We start from the raw sequence: 18,557 nt of genomic DNA, 5'->3' as shown, positions 1-18,557 counted from the left end.
GTTTGAAAGCGACCATATCCAACCCATATCCCACCGACGCCCTCGAACACATATAGGAAGAACCGCCCGTGACAGAAGCCGCAATCCGGATGAAGGACGTTTCCCTGACACTGGGCGAGGGAGCGTCCTCGGTGCATGTTCTGAAGGGGGTGAGCCTCGAGGTGGCGCGCGGTGAGGCGACGGGCATCGTCGGCCCGTCCGGCTCGGGCAAGTCGACGCTCCTGATGGTGCTGGCCGGGCTGGAGCGGGTGGACGAGGGCGAGGTCTGGATCGCCGGCACGCGCATCGACGGCCGCTCCGAGGACGACGTCGCCGCCTTTCGCGGCAGGAACGTCGGCATCGTCTTCCAGTCGTTCCACCTGATCCCCAACATGACGGCGCTGGAGAACGTCGCCGTGCCGCTGGAGCTGGCCGGCCATGCCGACCCTTTCGGGGTGGCGCAGCGCGAGCTTGAAGCCGTCGGCCTCGGCGAGCGGCTGACGCACTATCCGGGCGAGCTTTCCGGCGGCGAGCAGCAGCGCGTCGCCATCGCCCGTGCCCTTGCGCCCGAGCCAGCCCTGCTGATCGCCGACGAGCCGACCGGCAATCTCGACCAGGCGACGGGGCGGCAGATCGCCGACATGCTGTTCGCCAAGGCGGCGGAGCGCGGCATGACGCTGGTCCTCGTCACCCACGATCCGGCGCTCGCCGCGCGCTGCACGCGGCAGGTCGCCATGCGCTCCGGCCGCATCGAGCAGCCGCCGGCGCTCGCCGCGGCCAGCGCCTGAGCGGAGGGGGGATCCATGACCAGCGCGACAGCCACCGGCGCCGCCGGCTTCGGCCGCACCTTGCGGCTCGCCTTCCGCTTCTCGGCGCGCGAGATGCGCGGCGGGCTCTCCGGCTTCCTGATCTTCATCGCCTGCATCGCGCTCGGCGTCGCCGCCATCGGCGGGGTCAACTCGCTCGCCCGCGCCATCTCGACCGGCATCGAGACGCAGGGGCGGGACCTCCTCGGCGGCGACATGCGCTTCCAGCTCGTCCACCGCGAGGCCGACCAGCGGGAAATGGCGTTCCTGCATGAGCTTGGCGAGGTGGCCCACAGCGCCAATCTGCGCTCGATGGCGCGGCTGCCGGACGGCTCGGACCAGACGCTGGTCGAGGCGAAAGCCGTCGACGGGCTCTATCCGCTCTATGGCGAGCTCGTCACGGAACCGAACCTGCCGCTCGCCGACATCTTCGCCGCGCGCGGCGGCATCCACGGCGCGGCGGCGGCCGATATGCTGTTCTCGCGGCTCGGCCTCGAGATCGGCGACACGATCCGCCTCGGCGACGCCGACTACGAGCTGCGCGCCAGGATCGTCAGCGAGCCGGACGCGATCTCGGACGGGTTCGGCCTCGCGCCGCGCCTCCTGATCTCGCTCGATGCGCTGGAGGCATCCGGCCTGATCCAGCCCGGCAGCCTCGTCGAGCACGCCTACAAGATCCGCATGCCGGCAGGCACCAGCGAGGCCGACATCCAGGCCGTCCGCGAAAGGGCGACCGCCGAGTTCCCCGAGGCCGGCTGGAGCGTGCGCGGCCGCACCGGGGCAGCACCCTCGCTGTCGTCGAATGTCGAGCGCTTCTCGCAATTCCTGACGCTGGTCGGGCTGACCGCGCTGGTCGTCGGCGGGGTCGGCGTCGCCAACGCCGTGCGCGCCTATCTGGAAGCCAAGCGCGGCGTCATCGCCACCTTCAAGAGCCTCGGCGCGTCGGGCCGGTTCGTGTTCCTCGTCTATCTGGTGCAGATCCTGATGGTGGCGGGGATCGGCATCGCCATCGGCCTCGTCCTCGCCGCGCTGATGCCGCCGGTGGCGGCCGGGTTCCTCGCCGCCGTGTTCCCGGTGCCGATGGAGGGCGGCGTCCATTGGGGTGCGCTCGGCTTCGCCGCCCTGTTCGGCATCCTCGTCACGCTCGCCTTCGCGCTGCTGCCGCTGGGCCGGGCGCGCGACGTGCCGGCGACCGCCCTCTTCCGCGAGATGGGCTTCGACCAGCGCGGCCTGCCGCGCCCGGTCTATGTCGTCGCCGTGCTGGCCATCGCCGCCGTGCTCGCGGCGCTTGCCGTCTTCACCGCCGGCGACCGGCGCATCGCGGTGATCTTCGTCACCGCCGCGGTCGCCGCCTTCGTGGTGCTGCGGCTCGTCGGCGTCCTCGTGCAATGGCTGGCGCGCAGGGCCCCGCGCATGCGCGGGGCGGCGCTTCGCCTCGCCATCGGCAACATCCACCGCCCCGGGGCGCTGACGCCCTCGGTCGTGCTGTCGCTCGGGCTCGGCCTCACCCTCGTCGTCACGCTGGCGCTGATCGACGGCAACCTCAGGCGACAGATCGCCGGCAGCCTGCCGGCGCACGCGCCGAACTTCTTCTTCGTCGACATCCAGAGCGGCGAGGTCGACGCCTTCGCCGATCTGGTCGAGGCCGAGGCGCCGGACGGCAAGCTGGTGCGCGTGCCGATGCTGCGCGGCCGCGTCATGGCGCTGAACGGCACCGACGTGCGCGAGCTCGACGTGCCGCCCGAAGGCGCATGGGTGCTGCGCGGCGACCGCGGCATCACCTATGCCCGCAACGTGCCGGAGAACTCGACCCTGTCGCAGGGGGAATGGTGGCCGGACGGCTATGACGGCGAGCCGCTCGTCTCCTTCGCGGCGCAGGAAGGGCGCGAGCTCGGCCTGAAGCTCGGCGACACGGTGACGGTCAACGTGCTCGGCCGCAACATCACCGCGCGGATATCCAGCTTCCGCGAGGTGCAGTGGGAATCGCTCGCCATCAATTTCGTCATGGTGTTCTCGCCCAACACCTTCGCCGGCGCGCCGCATTCGTGGCTGGCGACGCTGTCCGACCCCGGGGCGACGCCGGCCGAGGAGGCCCAGGTGCTCAACGCCATCACCCGCGCCTTCCCCTCGGTGACCAGCGTGCGCGTCAAGGACGCGCTCGACATCATCAACGGCATCGTCGCCCAGCTCGCCGTCGCCATCCGGGCGGCGGCGGCCATCGCGCTCGTCGCCTCGGTGCTGGTGCTGTCTGGGGCGCTCGCCGCCGGAAACCGCGCCCGAATCCACGACGCGGTGGTGCTGAAGACGCTCGGCGCGACGCGGCGCACGCTGATCAAGGCGTTCTCGCTCGAATACGCGCTGATCGGGCTGGCGACGGCGATCTTCGCGCTCATCGCCGGCGGCATCGCGGCGTGGTTCGTGGTGGCGCGCATCATGACCCTGCCCTCGAGCTTCCTGCCGGAGGTGGCGCTGTCGACGCTGCTGCTGGCGCTGGTGCTGACCGTCGGCTTCGGCCTCGTCGGCACATGGCGGGTTCTCGGCCACAAGGCGGCACCGGTGCTGCGCAATCTTTGAGCGGCAAACGGGGCGGTCTTTAAGAACGTCCTTGAAGAAAAAGTGATGGCGGCGGCACCATCACAGTGCATTTCAACCTGCAACGGCCCTTGTCGCGGGGCACAAGAACCATCATATTTGCCGATAGGCATGCTGGAGTCCCGCCAGCGGCGCCTGGGTCTGCGCAAGGTGCGCATGCCTGACACCCGACGGGACATGAGCAGATAAGAGGATTTTCCATGGCTGACCTTCGCAACTATCAGGCTCGCGTCGCGCCCGCCGGCGTGCATGCCGACGCCGCGATCGATGAGGGCCTGCGCGCCTACATGATCAAGGTCTACAACCTGATGGCGCTCGGTCTTGCGATCACCGGCTTCGCCGCGCTCGGCACGGTGATGCTCGCCACCACCAACGACCCCTCCGCCGCCGTCGCCACGCTCGGCAACGGCAAGATGCTGACCTCGCTCGGCGCCGCGCTCTACGGCTCGCCGCTGCGCTGGGTCGTGATGCTCGCGCCGCTGGCGATGGTGTTCTTCCTGTCGTTCCGCGTCGAGAAGATGAGCCTTTCGGCCGCGCAGACCACGTTCTGGGCCTTCGCCGCCGTGATGGGCATCTCGCTGTCGTCGATCTTCCTGGTCTACACCAGCGGCTCGATCGTCCAGACGTTCTTCATCACCGCCACCGCGTTCCTGGCGCTGTCGCTGTTCGGCTACACCACCAAGCGCGACCTGTCGGGCATGGGCTCGTTCCTGATCATGGGCGTGTGGGGCCTCATCCTGGCGATGCTGGTCAACATCTTCATGCAGTCGTCGGCGCTGCAGTTCGCCATCTCGGCGATCGGCGTGCTGGTGTTCGCGGGCCTGACCGCCTACGACACCCAGCAGATCAAGGAAATGTACTATGAGGGCGACGGCGCGCTGGTCGCCGGCCGCAAGGCGATCATGGGCGCGCTGCGCCTCTATCTCGACTTCATCAACATGTTCATGTTCCTGCTCCAGTTCCTCGGCAACCGCGAGTAACGGACAGGCGCGGCCCGCGCGGGCCGGATGAACGGCAAGACAAGGGGCGGTCGCGAGACCGCCCCTTTTTCGTATCGGTGGCCGCAAGGCGTCGAAGGAGACACGGGCATGGAGCGATTCACCGGCGGATGCCTGTGCGGCGACGTGCGGATCGTGGCGTCGGGACGACCCTACCGGGTCGGCCTTTGCCACTGCCTCGACTGCCGCAAGCATCACGGCGCTCTTTTCCACGCTTCGGCGATATTCCCGCAGGACGCGGTGACGATCTCCGGCGAGACGCGCGACTATGCCGGGCGGCACTTCTGCCCGCGCTGCGGCTCCTCCATCTTCGGGCGCAGCGGCGACGAGGTCGAGGTGAATCTCGGCTCCCTCGACGCCCCCGATCAGTTGACGCCGACCTACGAGCTGTGGACCGTCCGCCGCGAATCCTGGCTGCCGCCCTTCCCGCTCAAAAGACGGTACGAGCACGACCGCGACGACGCCAACCGCTTCGAGGAATAGGCCGCGCGGCCGGCCCTTCCCAACGTCCGGGGGAGGCGGCTATACTCGACCATCCTGAACGATCTTTCCGGTGATTGATGCCTCCCGTGCAGAAGAAGGAAATCCGCGCTAACGGCCGCGGAACGCGTGCGCGCGTGCCCGAATTCGTCAAGAAATTCCGCGGCGTGAAGAACTGGAAAGAGGCGGGCGCCTGGCTCGAATGGCGCGGCATCGAGGACATCGAATGCATCACGCCCGACCAGGCGGGCGTGGCGCGCGGCAAGATGATGCCGTCGAAGAAGTTCACCTCCGACACCTCGCTGGCGCTACCCTCGGCGGTGTTCATGGCCACCATCTCCGGCGACTACCCGGAGGACGGCCACGGCTTCGTCTACCCGGAGGACGACGGCGACCTCAAGCTGGAGCCGGACCTGTCGACGCTCTCCATCGTGCCGTGGGAAAGCGACCCGACGGCGCAGGTGATCTGCGATCTCGTCCATCAAGACGGCCGCACGGTCGAGTTCACGCCGCGCAACGTGCTGCGCCGCGTCATGGATGCCTATGCCAAACGCGGCCTCAGACCCGTGGTCGCGCCGGAGATCGAGTTCTACCTCGTCAACAAGAACCCCGACCCCGACTATCCGCTGACCCCGCCGGTCGGCCGCTCGGGGCGCGCCATCGGCGGCGGGCAGGGCTATTCCATCGCCGGCATCAACGAGTTCGACGAGCTGATCGACGACATCTACCATTTCTCCGAGGCGCAGGGACTGGAGATCGACACGCTGATCCACGAGGAGGGCGCGGGCCAGCTCGAGATCAATCTGCGCCACGGCGATCCGGTCGAGCTCGCCGATCAGGTGTTCATGTTCAAGCGCACCATCCGCGAGGCGGCGCTGAAGCACGACACCTACGCCACCTTCATGGCCAAGCCCATCCAGGGCCAGCCCGGCTCGGCCATGCACATCCACCAGTCGATCCTCGACAGGAAGACCGGCAAGAACGTCTTCACCGACGCCGAGGGCGGCGAGACGCCGGCCTTCCGCCATTTCATCGGCGGCATGCAGCGCCACATCCCCAACGCGCTCGTCATGTTCGCGCCCTACGTCAATTCCTACCGGCGGCTGACGCAGGCGGCGTCGGCCCCGGTCAACACCAAATGGGGTTACGACAACCGCACCACCGCTTTCAGGGTGCCGCGCTCGGACCCGGCGGCGCGGCGGGTGGAGAACCGTATCCCCTCCTCGGACGCCAACCCGTATCTGGCGCTCGCCGCCTCGCTCGCCTGCGGGCTGATCGGCATGACGAACGCGATCGAGCCGGACGCGCCGGTCGGCACCACGGCCAACGAGGACGACATCGACCTGCCGCGCGGCCTGCTGGAGGCGGTCGAGCTGTTCGAGAGCGACGAGTCGCTGTGCGAGCTGCTCGGCACCTCCTTCGCCTCCACCTACGCCGCCATCAAGAAGGCCGAGTTCGAGACCTTCATGGAGGTGATCAGTCCGTGGGAGCGGGAGTATCTGCTTCTCAATGTGTAGGAGAGCGAATAGCGAGTAGGGAATAGCGAATAGGGAAAAAGCAATTTCACCTCGCTATCCGCGTCCTTCACTACTCACTACTCACTACTCACTACTCACTATTCGCTATTCGCTGTTCCCTATTCGCTACCAACTATTCGCTATTCGCTCATGAACCCCATCTCCCCCGGCTTATCCTGGTACGAGGCGTCGCTTGGCGAGCGACCGCACTATCCGGCGCTCGACGGCGAGGCCCAAGCCGACGTCGTCGTCATCGGCGGCGGGTTCACGGGGCTGTCGGCGGCGGCGCATCTGGCGCGGGCCGGCGTCGACGTTGTGCTGATCGAGGCGCACCGCTTCGGCGACGGCGCGTCGGGGCGCAATGGCGGCCAGTTGAACACCGGCCAGCGCGCTTGGCCGGAGGACATGGAGGCCGGGCTCGGCTTCGCCCGCGCCAGGGCGCTGTTCGACCTGGCCGAAGACGCCAAGGCGCACCTTCTCGGCTTCGCCGGGGAGCACGGCATCGACATCGAGTACATGCCCGGCCACATGTCGGTCGCGCACAAGGCGCGCTACGTGAAGGACTATCGCGCCCATGCCGAGATCATGGCCACGCGCTACGGCTATCCCCACATCGCGTTCATGGACGCGCAGGAGACGGCGGAGCGCGTCGGCTCGACGCGATTCTTCGGCGGCGTGCGCGACACCGGCACCGGCCACGTCAACCCGCTGAAGCTGGTTGTCGGCACCGCCCGCGTCGCGGCGGCGGCCGGGGCGCGGCTTTTCGAGTCCACCAAGGCGACCGGCATCTCGTCTGCGAACGGCAAGGTCACGGTGACGACGCCGCGCGGCACGATTCATGCCGACAAGGCGCTCATCGCCGTCAACGCCTATGGCGGCGACTTGGAGCCCATCAGCGCCGCGCATGTGATGCCGATCGGCTCGTTCATCGGCGCGACGCCGCCGCTGGGGACGGACAGCCCCGTGCTGCCGGGGCTGGAATCGGTCGACGATTCGCGCTTCGTCGTGCGCTATTTCCGCCGCGACCGCGAAGGGCGGCTGCTGTTCGGCGGCCGCGAGATCTATGCGCCGGGCGACCCGCGGGACATCAACATCCACATCCGCCGGCAGATCACCGAGATCTATCCGGCCCTGAAGGACGTCGAGATCACCCATGCCTGGGGCGGCTATGTCGGCATCACGCTGCCGCGCACGCCTTTCGTGCGCGAGGTGATGCCGAACGTCATCTCGGCCGGCGGTTATTCCGGCCACGGCGTCATGCTGTCGAACTTCGTCGGCCGGCTCTATGCCGAGACGGTCGCCGGCAACCGCGACAGGCTGAAGCTGTTCGAGGAGCTGAAGGTGCCGCCCTTCCCCGGCGGCCGGCGTTTTCGCGCGCCGCTGCTGTTCCTCGCGCTCAACTGGTACGCGCTGCGCGACAGGTTCTGAGCCCTTACAGCGGCCAGAAGAACAGGATCGTCGGCACGCCGACGGCGATGATCAGGAGCTCCAGCGGCAGGCCGAGCCGCCAGTAGTCGGAGAACTGGTAGCCGCCCGGCCCCATGATGATGGCGTTGTTCTTGTGGCCGATGGGCGTCAGCAGGCCGCAGGTGCCGGCAACGGCCACGCCCATCAGGAACGGGTCGGGCGAGACGCCGAGCGACTGGGCGACCGAGACGCCGATCGGCGCGGCGATCAGCGCCGTGGCGATGGCGTTGATGAAATCCGACAGCACCATGGTCACGGCCATGACGATGGCGAGGATCAGCCAGACCGGCATGCCCTCGGTGCGGCTCATGATGGCGTGGGTGATGATCTCGGTGCCGCCCGCCTCCTCGAAGGCGTTGCCGATGGGGATCAGCGCGGCGAGGAGCACGATGATCGGCCATTCGACCGAGCCGTAGATGTCGGACGGCGTGACGATGCTGAGTATCGCATAGATGGCGACCACCGCCGCCAGCGCGATGGACAGCGGCACGATGCCGGCGACGGCGAGCGCGATGGCGGCGACGAAGATGCCGATGGCGAGCAGCGCCTTGCGCCGCTGGATGACGGTGTGCCGGCGGTCGGCGATGGGCAGCGTGCCGAGCCATTCGGCCGCGTCCGACAGAAGGTCGATCGGGCCGAATAGCAGGAGCACGTCGCCCTGGCGGATGGGCAGCTTCTCGACCCGCTCCTGGAAACGCTGGCCGCGCCGCGAGATGCCGAGCAGGCTGACGCCGCGCCGGTAGCGCAGGCGCATCTCGTGGACGTTGCGGCCGACGGCGCGCGAGCCTTCAGGCACGATGACCTCCATGAGCGAGACCGACTTGTCGGTCAGCCCTTCCTTGACCTCCTGCTTCGACAGAGCGAGCTTGGCCGCGCCGATGAAGGCCTCGATGGATTTCGGGTTGCCCTCGAGGACGAGGAAATCGCCCTTGCGCATCTCGACGCCGGCGGCGAAGCCGGGAAGCCGCTTGCCGTTGCGCACGAGGCCGAGAAGGGTGACGTCGTGCTCGTCGCCGAGCTCGTAGAGGTCGGACGGCGTCTTGCCCACGGAAGGCGATTTCTCCGGCACGCGGGCCTCGGCGACGAAGAGGTCGCTTTCGGTCATGCTCGGGCGCGCGCGCTCGCCGCGCTGGGGAATGAGTCGCCAGCCGACCAGCGCGACGAAGGCGATGCCGACGGCGGCGCAGACGAGGCCGACCGGCGCGAAGTCGAACATACCGTAGGGCTTGCCGAGCGCGTCCTGCCGGAACTGGGCGATGACGATGTTGGACGGGGTGCCGATCAGGGTGATCATGCCGCCGAAGATGGTGGCGTAGGACAGCGGCATCAGCGACAGCGAAGGCGAGCGGCCGGCCTTCTTCGCCGCCTCGATGTCGAGCGACATCAGGATGACGATGGCGGCGACGTTGTTGATGATCGCCGACAGTGCCGCGCCCGTCACCGACATGATGGTGATGTGCGCGGGCAGCGAGCGCGAGGCGGAGACCACGTAGTGGGCGATCAGCTCGACCGCGCCGGCATTGATCATGGCGCGGGAGATGACCAGCACCAGAGCGACGATGGCCGTCGCCTCGTGACCGAAGCCGGAGAAGGCGTCCTCCACCGCCACCGCGCCGCCGAGCACGGCGACGATCAGCGCGCCGAAGGCCACCAGATCGTAGCGCACGCGCCCCCAGACGAGCATGCCGAGCAGGACGCCCAGCAGCCCGAAGATAAACATCTGCTCGTATGACATGCGTCCCCTCGGCCAGCGGTCAAGCCGCGGGATAAACGGACGAGGGCCGGCGGTCGTTCCCGCCGCCGCGGACGATTTCGCCTGTCTTTTCCGGGTTATGCAGAGGACGCGATCTTCCTGACGATGACGCTGCCGGCCGAATAGCCGGCGCCGAACGAGCAGATGACGCCGAGGCTTCCCTCAGCGAGGTCTTCGGAGAATTTGTGAAAGGCGATGATCGAGCCGGCCGAGGAGGTGTTGGCGTAGTCCTGCAAGACGTTGGGCTGCTCCTCGCGCGTCGGCTCGCGGCCCAGCAGCTTTGCGCCGATCAGGTCGTTCATGCTCTTGTTGGCCTGATGCAGCCACATGCGGTCGAGGTCGGCCGGCGCGACGCCCTCGTCGGCGAGGTGCGAGAGCATCAGCTCCGTCACCATCGGCACCACCTGCTTGAACACCTTGCGGCCCTCCTGCCGGAACTGCATGTCGCGGCGGTCCGCCATGTGGCCTTCGCGGGTCCGGCGCAGGAAGCCGTTGTTGTTGCGGATATTGTTGGAGAACTCGGTGATGCAGCGGGTGGAGAGGATCTCCCAGGCATTGTCCGACTTCGCCGCATCGGCGCGTTCCAGAACGACCGCCGTGCAGACGTCGCCGAAGATGAAATGGCAGTCCCGGTCGCGCCATTCGTGGTGGCCGGAGGTGATCTCGGGATTGACCATCAGGATGGCGCGGGCCGAGCCGGAGCGGATCATGTCGGCGGTGGCCTGGATGCCGAAGGTCGCCGACGAGCAGGCGACGTTCATGTCGAAGGCGAAGCCCTTGATGCCGAGCGCCTGCTGCACCTCGATGGCGAGCGCCGGATAGGCGCGCTCGTGGTTGGAGGCGGCGCAGATCACGGCGTCGATGTCGCCCGCCGTGCGGCCGGCGGCCTCCATCGCCTCCTTCGCCGCGGCGACCGCGATCTCGGCCATGATCGACAGTTCGTCGTCGGCCCGCTCGCGCAGGATCGGGTGCATCACGGCCGGGTCGAGAACGCCCTTCTTGTCCATGACGTAGCGCCGCTCGATGCCGGACGCCTTGACGATGAATTCCTCGCTGGAGAAGGGCAGCGCCTCAGCCGCACCAGAAGCGATCGCCCCGGCGTTGCGGGCATTCTGCGCCTCGGCATAGGCGTTGTAGGACGCCACCAGCTCGGCGTTGGTGACGACGTCATCAGGCGTGAAGAGCCCGGTTCCGCTGATCGCGACCCTGTGCATGGCGTTTCCCGTTTTTCTCTTGTCTTTCACCTTCTCTTACACGAGGAAACGGGCAAGGAAAGCCGGCATCTCGCCACATAAGAAACGGCGGCCGGGGAAAGCCCCGGCCGCCGTCGCTTGATTCCCGGAACGGTCAGATGCAGCGGCCGCCGTCGACCTCGAGCGCGACGCCGGTGATGAACGCCGCCTCGTCGGAGGCGAGCCACAGCGCCGCGTTGGCGATGTCGAGCGGGGTGGACAGCCGGCCGAGCGGGATCGAGGCGCGGAACTTGGCGCGCAGCTCCGGCGTGTCCTCGCCCATGAACTGGGCGAGCATGCCGGTCTCGCCGGCCACCGGGCACAGCGCGTTGACGCGGATGTTCTTCGGCGCGAGCTCGACCGCCATCGACTTGGTGGCGGTGATCGCCCAGCCCTTGGAGGCGTTGTACCAGGTCAGGCCCGGCCGGGGCCTCAGGCCCGCGGTCGAGGCGGTGGTGATGATCGAGCCGCCCCCTTGCGCCTCCATGATCGGCGCGACGGCAAGCGTCGAATAGTAGATCGCCTTCATGTTGACGGCGGTGATCAGGTCGAAGGTTTCCTCCTCGACCTTGAGCATGTCGCCGTTGCGGTGGGTGTAGCCGGCATTGTTGACCATGGTGTCGACGCGGCCGAACGTGTCCATGGCCAGCGCGACCATGCGCTCGACCTCGGACCGTTGCGACACGTCGACCTGGACCGGGACCGCCGCCTTGCCGATCTCGCCGGCCACGCGCTCGGCGCCCTTGACGTTGAGGTCCGCGACCACGACCTTCGCGCCCTCCTCGGCGAAGCGCTTGGCGATGCCCTCGCCGAAGCCGGAGGCTGCGCCGGTGACGATTGCGACCTTGTTTGCGAGACGTGTCATGATGTCCTCTTTCCGGGATTACTGGTGCCGGGATTACTGATGCCCGGATTACTGATGGTTGAACACGACCGTCTTGGTCGCGCTCATGTCGTAGAGCGCCTCGAAGCCCTTCTCGCGGCCGTGGCCGGACTTCTTGAAGCCGCCGAAGGGCAGCTCGATGCCGCCGCCGGCGCCGTAGCCGTTGACGAAGACCTGGCCTGCGCGCACGCGCTTGGCGACGCGGTGCTGGCGCGCGCCGTCCTTCGACCACACCGAGGCGACGAGGCCGAACTCGGTCGAGTTGGCGAGGCGCACCGCCTCCTCCTCGCCCTCGAACGGGAACAGCGCCAGCACCGGGCCGAACACCTCCTCCTGCGCGATCACCGCCTGCGGATCGACCGAGCCGAACAGCACCGGCGCCTGATAATAGCCGCCCCTGGGCGCGTCGGCATGGACGGAGCCCTCGGCGAGCACCGAGACGCCCGCCTCCTTCGCCGCCGCCACCATGCCGGCGACGCGGTCGCGCTGCTTCTCGTTGATCAGCGGGCCGAGGTCGAGGTCGGCATCGTGCGGGCCGGCGACGAGCTTCGAGAAGCGCGCGGCGAGCTCGGCCGCGACCCTTTCGTAGACCGGCTTCTCGACAAGCACGCGGCTGCCGGCCGAGCAGGTCTGGCCGCCATTCTGGATGATGGCGTTGACGAGGACGGGAAGCGCGGCGTCGAGATCGGCGTCGGCGAAGACGATCTGCGGCGACTTGCCGCCCAGCTCCATGGTCACGCCGCGATTGTTGATCGCCGCCGCCTGCTGGATGGCGGTGCCGGTCAGCGGCGAGCCGGTGAAGGTGACGTAATCGACCAGCGGGTGCGCCGACAGGGCCGCGCCCGCGTCGCGGCCATAGCCGGTGACGACGTTGAACACGCCTTCCGGAACGCCGGCCTCGAGCGCGAGCTGGGCGATGCGGATCGTGGTCAGCGAGGCGTCCTCGGCCGGCTTGACGACCAGCGTGTTGCCCATGGCGAGCGCCGCACCGGCGACGCGGGCGAGAATCTGCATCGGATAGTTCCACGGGATGATGCCGGCGACGACGCCGTGCGGCTCGCGCAGCGTCAGCGCGGTGTAGCCGTCGAGGAAGGGAATGGTGTCGCCGTGGATCTTGTCGGCCGCGCCGCCGTAGAACTCGTAGTAGCGCATGGTGGCGGTGACGTCCGCCTTGCCCTGGCGCGCGGGCTTGCCGGTGTCGCGCGATTCCAGCGCGGCGAGCTCCTCGCCATGCTTCTCGACCAGATGGAACAGGCGCGTCACGCAGCGGCCGCGCTCCACCGCCGGCATCCGGCTCCACGGGCCTTCGTGGAACGCCTTGTAGGCCGACTTGACCGCGAGATCGACATCGGCGGCGCCCGAAGCCGGGATCGAGGCGAACACCTTGCCGTCGGAGGGGGAGGCGACGTCGATGCGCGCGCCGGAGAGCGCGTCGGCCGGCTTGCCGTCGATCAGGTTCATGAATGCGACGCCTTCGGCGACTGTGAGGGTCAAGGGAGTGCCCATGGTCTTTTGCTCCTGTCGGGGGAATGGCCTGTCCTATCCTCTCGGCGGACGAGGCGCGATGGACCAGTTCGATGAAGCTGACAAACCCAGCGGGGCAAACCATGTCAAGGAAAAAGCCGCGAGCGGGGCGAATGAGGCCCTGCGCCGCCAGCCGCGCGCCCTTCGCGCCCGCGCTTCGGCCGGAACGCCCTTCCCGCCCCGCCGTTCACATATCCGGTACAGTTTCAGGCTAGGATGCCCGCAAGCGGCAATTTCGGTATTGGCATTTTTAAATCGATTAGACTATAGGCTGCCCACATGGAACGCCCGGCAACGGAAGGCGAGGAATCGCGCACGATCATGACCAGCCAGACCATTCCCGTCGATCCGTTCGATCTCATCGTCTTCGGCGGCACCGGCGACCTTTCCGAACGCAAGCTCCTGCCCGCGCTCTACCAGCGCCAGAAGGCCGGCCAGTTCTCGGAACCGACGCGCATCATCGCCGCCTCGCGCTCGGCGCTGTCGGACGAGGCCTATCGCGATTTCGCCGGCCGCGCGATCCGCGAGCATGTCGCGGCCGAGGAGATCGACGAGGAGGAGCTGAGGACGTTCCTCGCGCGCCTCGCCTACGTCCAGGTCGACGCCAGGAGCGGCGACGGCTTCGAGCGGCTGAAGGAGGCGACGGAGGGCAGCCGGGCGGTGCGGGTATTCTATCTCGCGGTGGCGCCGGCGCTGTTCGGCGACATCGCCGGCAACCTCGCCGCGCACGGCCTTGCCGGCGACGGCGCGCGCATCGTCGTCGAGAAGCCGATCGGCCGCGACCTCGCCTCGGCGAACGCGCTCAACGACGCCATCGGCCGTGTCTTCGACGAGCACCAGACCTTCCGCATCGACCACTATCTCGGCAAGGAGACGGTGCAGAACCTGATGGTGCTGCGCTTCGCCAACGCGCTTTACGAGCCGCTGTGGAACTCGGCCCATATCGACCATGTGCAGATCACCGTCGCCGAGACGGTCGGGCTCGAGGACCGCGTCTCCTATTACGACACGGCCGGCGCCCTGCGCGACATGGTGCAGAACCACATGCTGCAGCTCCTGTGCCTCACCGCTATGGAGCCGCCCTCGTCGATGGACGCCGACGCGGTGCGCGACGAGAAGCTGAAGATATTGCGCTCGCTGAAGCGCATCGAGGGGGCGGAAGCGCAGAAGCTGACGGTGCGCGGCCAGTACCGGGCCGGCGCGTCGGACGGCGGCGCGGTCAAGGGCTACACGCAGGAGCTGAGGCGCGACAGCGACACCGAGACCTTCGTCGCCATCAAGGCCGAGATCGCCAACTGGCGCTGGGCGAGCGTGCCGTTCTACCTGCGCACGGGAAAAAGGCTGGCCGAGCGGGTGTCGGAAATCTGCATCCAGTTCAAGCCGGTGCCGCACTCGATCTTCGGCGACAGCACCGGCACGGTGATGGCCAACCAGCTCGTCATCCGCCTCCAGCCCGACGAGGGCGTCAAGCAATGGCTGATGATCAAGGACCCCGGCCCCGGCGGCATGCGGCTACGGCACGTGCCGCTCGACATGAGCTTCGCCGACGCCTTCGACGTGCGCAACCCCGACGCCTATGAGCGGCTGATCATGGACGTGGTGCGCGGCAACCAGACGCTGTTCATGCGCCGTGACGAGGTCGAGGCGGCATGGAACTGGATCGACCCGATCCATGCCGCGTGGGACGACAACCGCCAGCCGGCGCAAGGCTACACCGCCGGCACCTGGGGCCCGTCCGGGGCGATTGCCCTGATCGAGCGCGACGGCCGAACATGGCACGAGAGCGGGTGAGGACGTTGCTTCATCTTCCGCACCGTTGGCGCCGCCCCTCACCTGCCTGCCGGCATCCTCTCCCCGTGAACGGGGAGAGGAGGAACTGCCGCAACCTCGCCGCATCCCCTTCTCCCCGTTCACGGGGAGAAGGTGCCCGAAGGGCGGATGAGGGGCAGCGCGGCGGCTCCTCGGGGCGCGCGCCATGACCGCCCGGCCCGACTGGCGCCTCTTCCCCTCGCCCGAAACCCTTGCCGAAGCATTGGCGGATGACGTCGCGCGGGCGCTGGGCGCTGCGATATCCCGGCGCGGCCATGCCCTGCTCGCCGTTTCGGGCGGCACGACGCCGAGGCTGTTCTTTCGCGCACTGGCGCGGCAGGCGCTCGACTGGGCGAAGGTGACGGTCGTGCCGGTGGACGAGCGCTTCGTGCCGGAAAGTTCGCCGCGCTCCAACGGGGCGCTCATTCGTAACTCATTGCTTGCGGAAAAGGCGGCCGCCGCCCGGTTCGCGCCGCTGTTCCGCGAGGCCGGGACCGTCGAGGAGGCGGCGCGGCGCGCGACGGCCGCCCTTGCCGCCCTGCCGTGGCCGCTCGACGCCTCAATCCTCGGCATGGGAACGGACGGCCACACCGCCTCGTTCTTCCCCGATGCCGGCAGCCTCGCCGCGCTCACCGATCCGGCGAGCGACGGCCTCGTCCTGCCGGTCCATGCGCAAAGCGCCGGTGAGCCGCGGCTGACCCTGACGCTCGCCCGGCTGCTGGAAGCCGGCTTCCTCGCACTCCACATAGAGGGGGAGGAGAAGCGCGCGGTGCTGGACCGTGCGCTCGAACCCGGCGGCGACAAGCCGGTCAGCGCGGTCTTCGCCCATGCGGACAAGCCGGTTCCCGTTTACTGGACGCCCTGAAAGACCGAGAGCCATGACAGCCAGACGCGAGATCGAAGCCATAACGCAACGCATCGCCGAGCGCTCGAAGCCGGCGAGGCAGACCTATCTCGAGCGTGTCGAGACGGCGATCTCGGCCGGGCCGCACCGCACCGTCCTGTCCTGCGGCAACCTCGCCCATGGCTTCGCCGCCTGCGCGCCCGGCGACAAGGCGGCGCTCGCCGGCAACCGGGTGCCGAACCTCGCCATCATCACCGCCTACAACGACATGCTCTCGGCGCACCAGCCGTTCGAGACGTTCCCCGCGCTGATCCGCGAGGCGGCGCGCGAGGCCGGGGGCGTCGCGCAGGTGGCGGGCGGCGTGCCGGCGATGTGCGACGGCGTCACGCAAGGCCAGCCCGGCATGGAGCTGTCGCTGTTCTCGCGCGACGTCATCGCCATGTCCGCGGCCATCGGCCTGTCGCACAACATGTTCGACGCCGCCGTCTTCCTCGGCGTCTGCGACAAGATCGTGCCGGGCCTGCTGATCGCAGCGCTGACCTTCGGCCATCTGCCGGCCGTCTTCATCCCCGCCGGGCCGATGACCTCCGGCCTGCCCAACGACGAGAAGGCGCGCATCCGCCAGCTCTATGCCGAGGGCAAGGTCGGCCGCGCCGAGCTGCTGGAGGCGGAGTCGAAATCCTATCACGGCCCCGGCACCTGCACCTTCTACGGCACGGCCAACTCCAACCAGATGCTGATGGAGATCATGGGCCTGCACACGCCGGGCGCCTCCTACGTCAACCCGAACACGCCGCTGCGCGAGGCGCTGACGAAAGAGGCGGCGAAGCGGGCACTGGTGATCACGGCGCAGGGCAACGAGTTCACGCCGGTCGGCCGCCTGTTCGACGAGCGCAGCGTGGTCAACGGCGTCGTCGGGCTCCACGCCACCGGCGGCTCGACCAACCACACCATCCATTTGATCGCGATGGCGGCGGCGGCCGGCATATCGCTGACGTGGCAGGACATCTCCGACCTTTCCGACATCGTGCCGCTCATCGCCCGCGTCTATCCCAACGGGCTGGCCGACGTGAACCATTTCCACGCCGCCGGCGGCATGGGCTTCCTGATCCGCGAGCTTCTAGACGCGGGCTATCTGCACGAGGACGTCAGGACGATCTGGGGCGAGGGCCTGCGCCCCTACGCCATCGAGCCCGGCCTCGGGCCGGACGGCGGCGTGACCCGCCGCCCCGCCCCCACCGTGAGCGGCGACGACAAGGTGCTGGCGACGGCGAAAAAGCCGTTCCAGCCGACGGGCGGCCTCAAGGTGCTGTCCGGCAATCTCGGCCGCGCCATCGTCAAGACCTCGGCGGTCAAGCCGGAGAAGCGCGTGATCGAGGCCCCCGCCCTCGTCTTCCACGACCAGGAGGAGCTGAGCGCCGCCTTCAAGGCCGGCCTGCTCGACCGCGACTTCGTCGCCGTGGTGCGCTTCCAGGGGCCGAAGGCCAACGGCATGCCGGAGCTGCACAGGCTGACCACCGTGCTCGGCGTCCTACAGGATCGCGGCTACCGCGTGGCGCTGGTGACGGACGGGCGCATGTCGGGCGCGTCCGGCAAGGTGCCGGCGGCGATCCACGTCACCCCCGAGGCGCTCGACGGCGGCCCGATCGCCCGCATCCGCGACGGCGACCCGATCCGGCTCGACGCCGAGGCCGGGACGCTGGAGGCGCTGGTCGACGCGGCGGAGCTCGCCGCCCGCCCCGCCGCTGCGCCCGACCTTTCCGCCAACGGTTTCGGCATGGGGCGGGAATTGTTCACCGGCTTCCGCGCACTGGCCAGCCGCGCTGACATGGGGGCGGCCGTGTTCGGCTAAAGCGCGCCGCGTCCTGTCCACTCCGGAGGAGCGCGATCTTCGAGCGCCTGCGCCGCCCCTCATCCGCCCTTCGGGCACCTTCTCCCCGTGAACGGGGAGAAGGAATGCCGGCCGCGATCTCCGCAATTTCTCCTGCAACGCTTGCGATTGGCGAAATCAAGGACGACAGCTCTCTTCTCCCCGTTCACGGGGAGAAGGTGGCGGCAGCCGGATGAGGGGCGGCACAAGCGTTACCGATGATGCGCATGACGCGACACGCTTTTAGCGGTTCAGAGCAGCCGGGGCTGATCGTCGATCGTGCCGGGGCGCTCCAGCGCTAGAAGCCGCTTCTTGGTCTCGATGCCGCCGCCAAACCCGGTCAGGCTGCCATTCGCGCCGATGACGCGGTGGCACGGGATGACGATGGGGATCGGGTTCGCCCCATTGGCAGCCCCGACCGCGCGGCTTGCCTCCGGCTGGCCGATGCGGCGGGCCAGCTCGCCATAGCTGATCGTCTCGCCGTACGGGATCCGCGCCAGCTCGCGCCACACCATGAGCTGAAACGCGGTGCCCCGCGGGTCGAGCGGCAGGTCGAACTCTTGCCGCGTCCCGTCGAAATATTCCCGCAGCTGATCCTTCACGCGGCCGAAGGCGTCGTCGGCGCGCCGCCAGTGCGGCCGCGGCGTGACGACGCCTTTCCCGGCCGGAAAGCCGATGCAGGACAGGCGCTGCCCGTCGCCGGCCAGCAGCAGGCGCCCGATCGGGCTTTCCATGTAGGTATAGAGGACTTCGCTCATCGGCTTCTCCCGCGGTCGCGTAGCATGAACCCTACCGGCCGGGAG

Annotated in this window: 14 protein-coding genes; 9 read left to right on the top strand and 5 right to left on the bottom strand. The window is 68.5% G+C overall.

Annotation, left to right across the window (positions count from 1 at the left end; translation table 11 throughout):
- The first annotated feature begins 68 nt into the window (after positions 1-68).
- The 6 genes from M9945_RS04655 (at position 69) to M9945_RS04630 (ending at position 7,800) form a co-directional block, all read left to right on the top strand.
- A complete protein-coding gene (locus M9945_RS04655; protein ID WP_367943602.1) occupies positions 69-767 on the top strand; it encodes an ABC transporter ATP-binding protein in 699 nt (232 codons plus the stop codon).
- A 15-nt stretch (positions 768-782) separates the two neighbouring features.
- Positions 783-3,359: an ABC transporter permease gene (locus tag M9945_RS04650; protein ID WP_367943601.1), complete on the top strand. Its 2,577-nt coding sequence runs from the start codon at positions 783-785 to the stop codon at positions 3,357-3,359.
- 218 nt (positions 3,360-3,577) lie between these two features.
- The gene (locus M9945_RS04645; protein WP_367929280.1) at positions 3,578-4,357 is read left to right on the top strand and encodes a Bax inhibitor-1/YccA family protein; all 780 of its coding nucleotides are present in this window, start codon (positions 3,578-3,580) and stop codon (positions 4,355-4,357) included.
- 108 nt (positions 4,358-4,465) lie between these two features.
- The gene (locus tag M9945_RS04640) at positions 4,466-4,858 is read left to right on the top strand and encodes a GFA family protein (protein WP_367943600.1); all 393 of its coding nucleotides are present in this window, start codon (positions 4,466-4,468) and stop codon (positions 4,856-4,858) included.
- Between the two features lie 77 nt (positions 4,859-4,935).
- Positions 4,936-6,372, top strand: a complete 1,437-nt coding sequence (locus tag M9945_RS04635) for a glutamine synthetase family protein (RefSeq protein WP_367944762.1) — start codon at positions 4,936-4,938, stop codon at positions 6,370-6,372.
- 150 nt (positions 6,373-6,522) lie between these two features.
- Positions 6,523-7,800, top strand: a complete 1,278-nt coding sequence (locus tag M9945_RS04630; protein ID WP_367943599.1) for an NAD(P)/FAD-dependent oxidoreductase — start codon at positions 6,523-6,525, stop codon at positions 7,798-7,800.
- 4 nt (positions 7,801-7,804) lie between these two features.
- On the opposite strand, the gene M9945_RS04625 is transcribed toward M9945_RS04630, so the two are convergent.
- From M9945_RS04625 to M9945_RS04610, 4 genes are all read right to left on the bottom strand, one after another.
- A complete protein-coding gene (locus M9945_RS04625; RefSeq protein ID WP_367943598.1) occupies positions 7,805-9,574 on the bottom strand; it encodes an SLC13 family permease in 1,770 nt (589 codons plus the stop codon).
- 95 nt (positions 9,575-9,669) lie between these two features.
- Positions 9,670-10,806: a beta-ketoacyl-ACP synthase III gene (locus M9945_RS04620; protein ID WP_367943597.1), complete on the bottom strand. Its 1,137-nt coding sequence runs from the start codon at positions 10,804-10,806 to the stop codon at positions 9,670-9,672.
- A gap of 133 nt (positions 10,807-10,939) precedes the next feature.
- Positions 10,940-11,689, bottom strand: a complete 750-nt coding sequence (locus tag M9945_RS04615) for an SDR family oxidoreductase (protein ID WP_367929285.1) — start codon at positions 11,687-11,689, stop codon at positions 10,940-10,942.
- Between the two features lie 48 nt (positions 11,690-11,737).
- The gene (locus M9945_RS04610; protein WP_367943596.1) at positions 11,738-13,213 is read right to left on the bottom strand and encodes an aldehyde dehydrogenase family protein; all 1,476 of its coding nucleotides are present in this window, start codon (positions 13,211-13,213) and stop codon (positions 11,738-11,740) included.
- Between the two features lie 339 nt (positions 13,214-13,552).
- Here M9945_RS04610 and zwf point away from each other — a divergent pair, with 339 nt between their 5' ends.
- From zwf to edd, 3 genes are all read left to right on the top strand, one after another.
- Entirely contained in the window at positions 13,553-15,022 is a 1,470-nt protein-coding gene (gene zwf, locus M9945_RS04605; protein WP_367944761.1) for a glucose-6-phosphate dehydrogenase, read from the top strand.
- A 184-nt stretch (positions 15,023-15,206) separates the two neighbouring features.
- The gene (pgl, locus tag M9945_RS04600; RefSeq protein WP_367943595.1) at positions 15,207-15,905 is read left to right on the top strand and encodes a 6-phosphogluconolactonase; all 699 of its coding nucleotides are present in this window, start codon (positions 15,207-15,209) and stop codon (positions 15,903-15,905) included.
- A 13-nt stretch (positions 15,906-15,918) separates the two neighbouring features.
- Positions 15,919-17,736 carry a phosphogluconate dehydratase gene (gene edd, locus M9945_RS04595; RefSeq protein WP_367943594.1) on the top strand — a complete coding sequence of 606 codons (1,818 nt, stop codon included), beginning with the start codon at positions 15,919-15,921 and terminating at the stop codon, positions 17,734-17,736.
- Positions 17,737-18,005: 269 nt separating this feature from the next.
- On the opposite strand, the gene M9945_RS04590 is transcribed toward edd, so the two are convergent.
- Entirely contained in the window at positions 18,006-18,512 is a 507-nt protein-coding gene (locus tag M9945_RS04590; RefSeq protein ID WP_367943593.1) for a methylated-DNA--[protein]-cysteine S-methyltransferase, read from the bottom strand.
- Positions 18,513-18,557: the final 45 nt, after the last annotated feature.

Origin of the sequence: Aquamicrobium sp., assembly GCF_023954335.1 — a bacterium.
Taxonomy (GTDB): Bacteria; Pseudomonadota; Alphaproteobacteria; order Rhizobiales; family Rhizobiaceae; genus Aerobium.
Note: the sequence above shows the minus strand (reverse complement) of the source record. Positions and strands in the feature narration are given on the sequence as shown.

Excerpts from the sequence above, each read along its gene's own strand:
- M9945_RS04650 (WP_367943601.1), top strand. The coding sequence starts at position 783 with ATGACCAGCGCGACAGCCACCGGCGCCGCCGGCTTCGGCCGCACCTTG.
- M9945_RS04645 (WP_367929280.1), top strand. The coding sequence starts at position 3,578 with ATGGCTGACCTTCGCAACTATCAGGCTCGCGTCGCGCCCGCCGGCGTG.
- M9945_RS04640 (WP_367943600.1), top strand. The coding sequence starts at position 4,466 with ATGGAGCGATTCACCGGCGGATGCCTGTGCGGCGACGTGCGGATCGTG.
- M9945_RS04635 (WP_367944762.1), top strand. The coding sequence starts at position 4,936 with ATGCCTCCCGTGCAGAAGAAGGAAATCCGCGCTAACGGCCGCGGAACG.
- M9945_RS04630 (WP_367943599.1), top strand. The coding sequence starts at position 6,523 with ATGAACCCCATCTCCCCCGGCTTATCCTGGTACGAGGCGTCGCTTGGC.
- M9945_RS04625 (WP_367943598.1), bottom strand. The coding sequence starts at position 9,574 with ATGTCATACGAGCAGATGTTTATCTTCGGGCTGCTGGGCGTCCTGCTC.
- M9945_RS04620 (WP_367943597.1), bottom strand. The coding sequence starts at position 10,806 with ATGCACAGGGTCGCGATCAGCGGAACCGGGCTCTTCACGCCTGATGAC.
- M9945_RS04615 (WP_367929285.1), bottom strand. The coding sequence starts at position 11,689 with ATGACACGTCTCGCAAACAAGGTCGCAATCGTCACCGGCGCAGCCTCC.
- M9945_RS04610 (WP_367943596.1), bottom strand. The coding sequence starts at position 13,213 with ATGGGCACTCCCTTGACCCTCACAGTCGCCGAAGGCGTCGCATTCATG.
- zwf (WP_367944761.1), top strand. The coding sequence starts at position 13,553 with ATGACCAGCCAGACCATTCCCGTCGATCCGTTCGATCTCATCGTCTTC.
- pgl (WP_367943595.1), top strand. The coding sequence starts at position 15,207 with ATGACCGCCCGGCCCGACTGGCGCCTCTTCCCCTCGCCCGAAACCCTT.
- edd (WP_367943594.1), top strand. The coding sequence starts at position 15,919 with ATGACAGCCAGACGCGAGATCGAAGCCATAACGCAACGCATCGCCGAG.
- M9945_RS04590 (WP_367943593.1), bottom strand. The coding sequence starts at position 18,512 with ATGAGCGAAGTCCTCTATACCTACATGGAAAGCCCGATCGGGCGCCTG.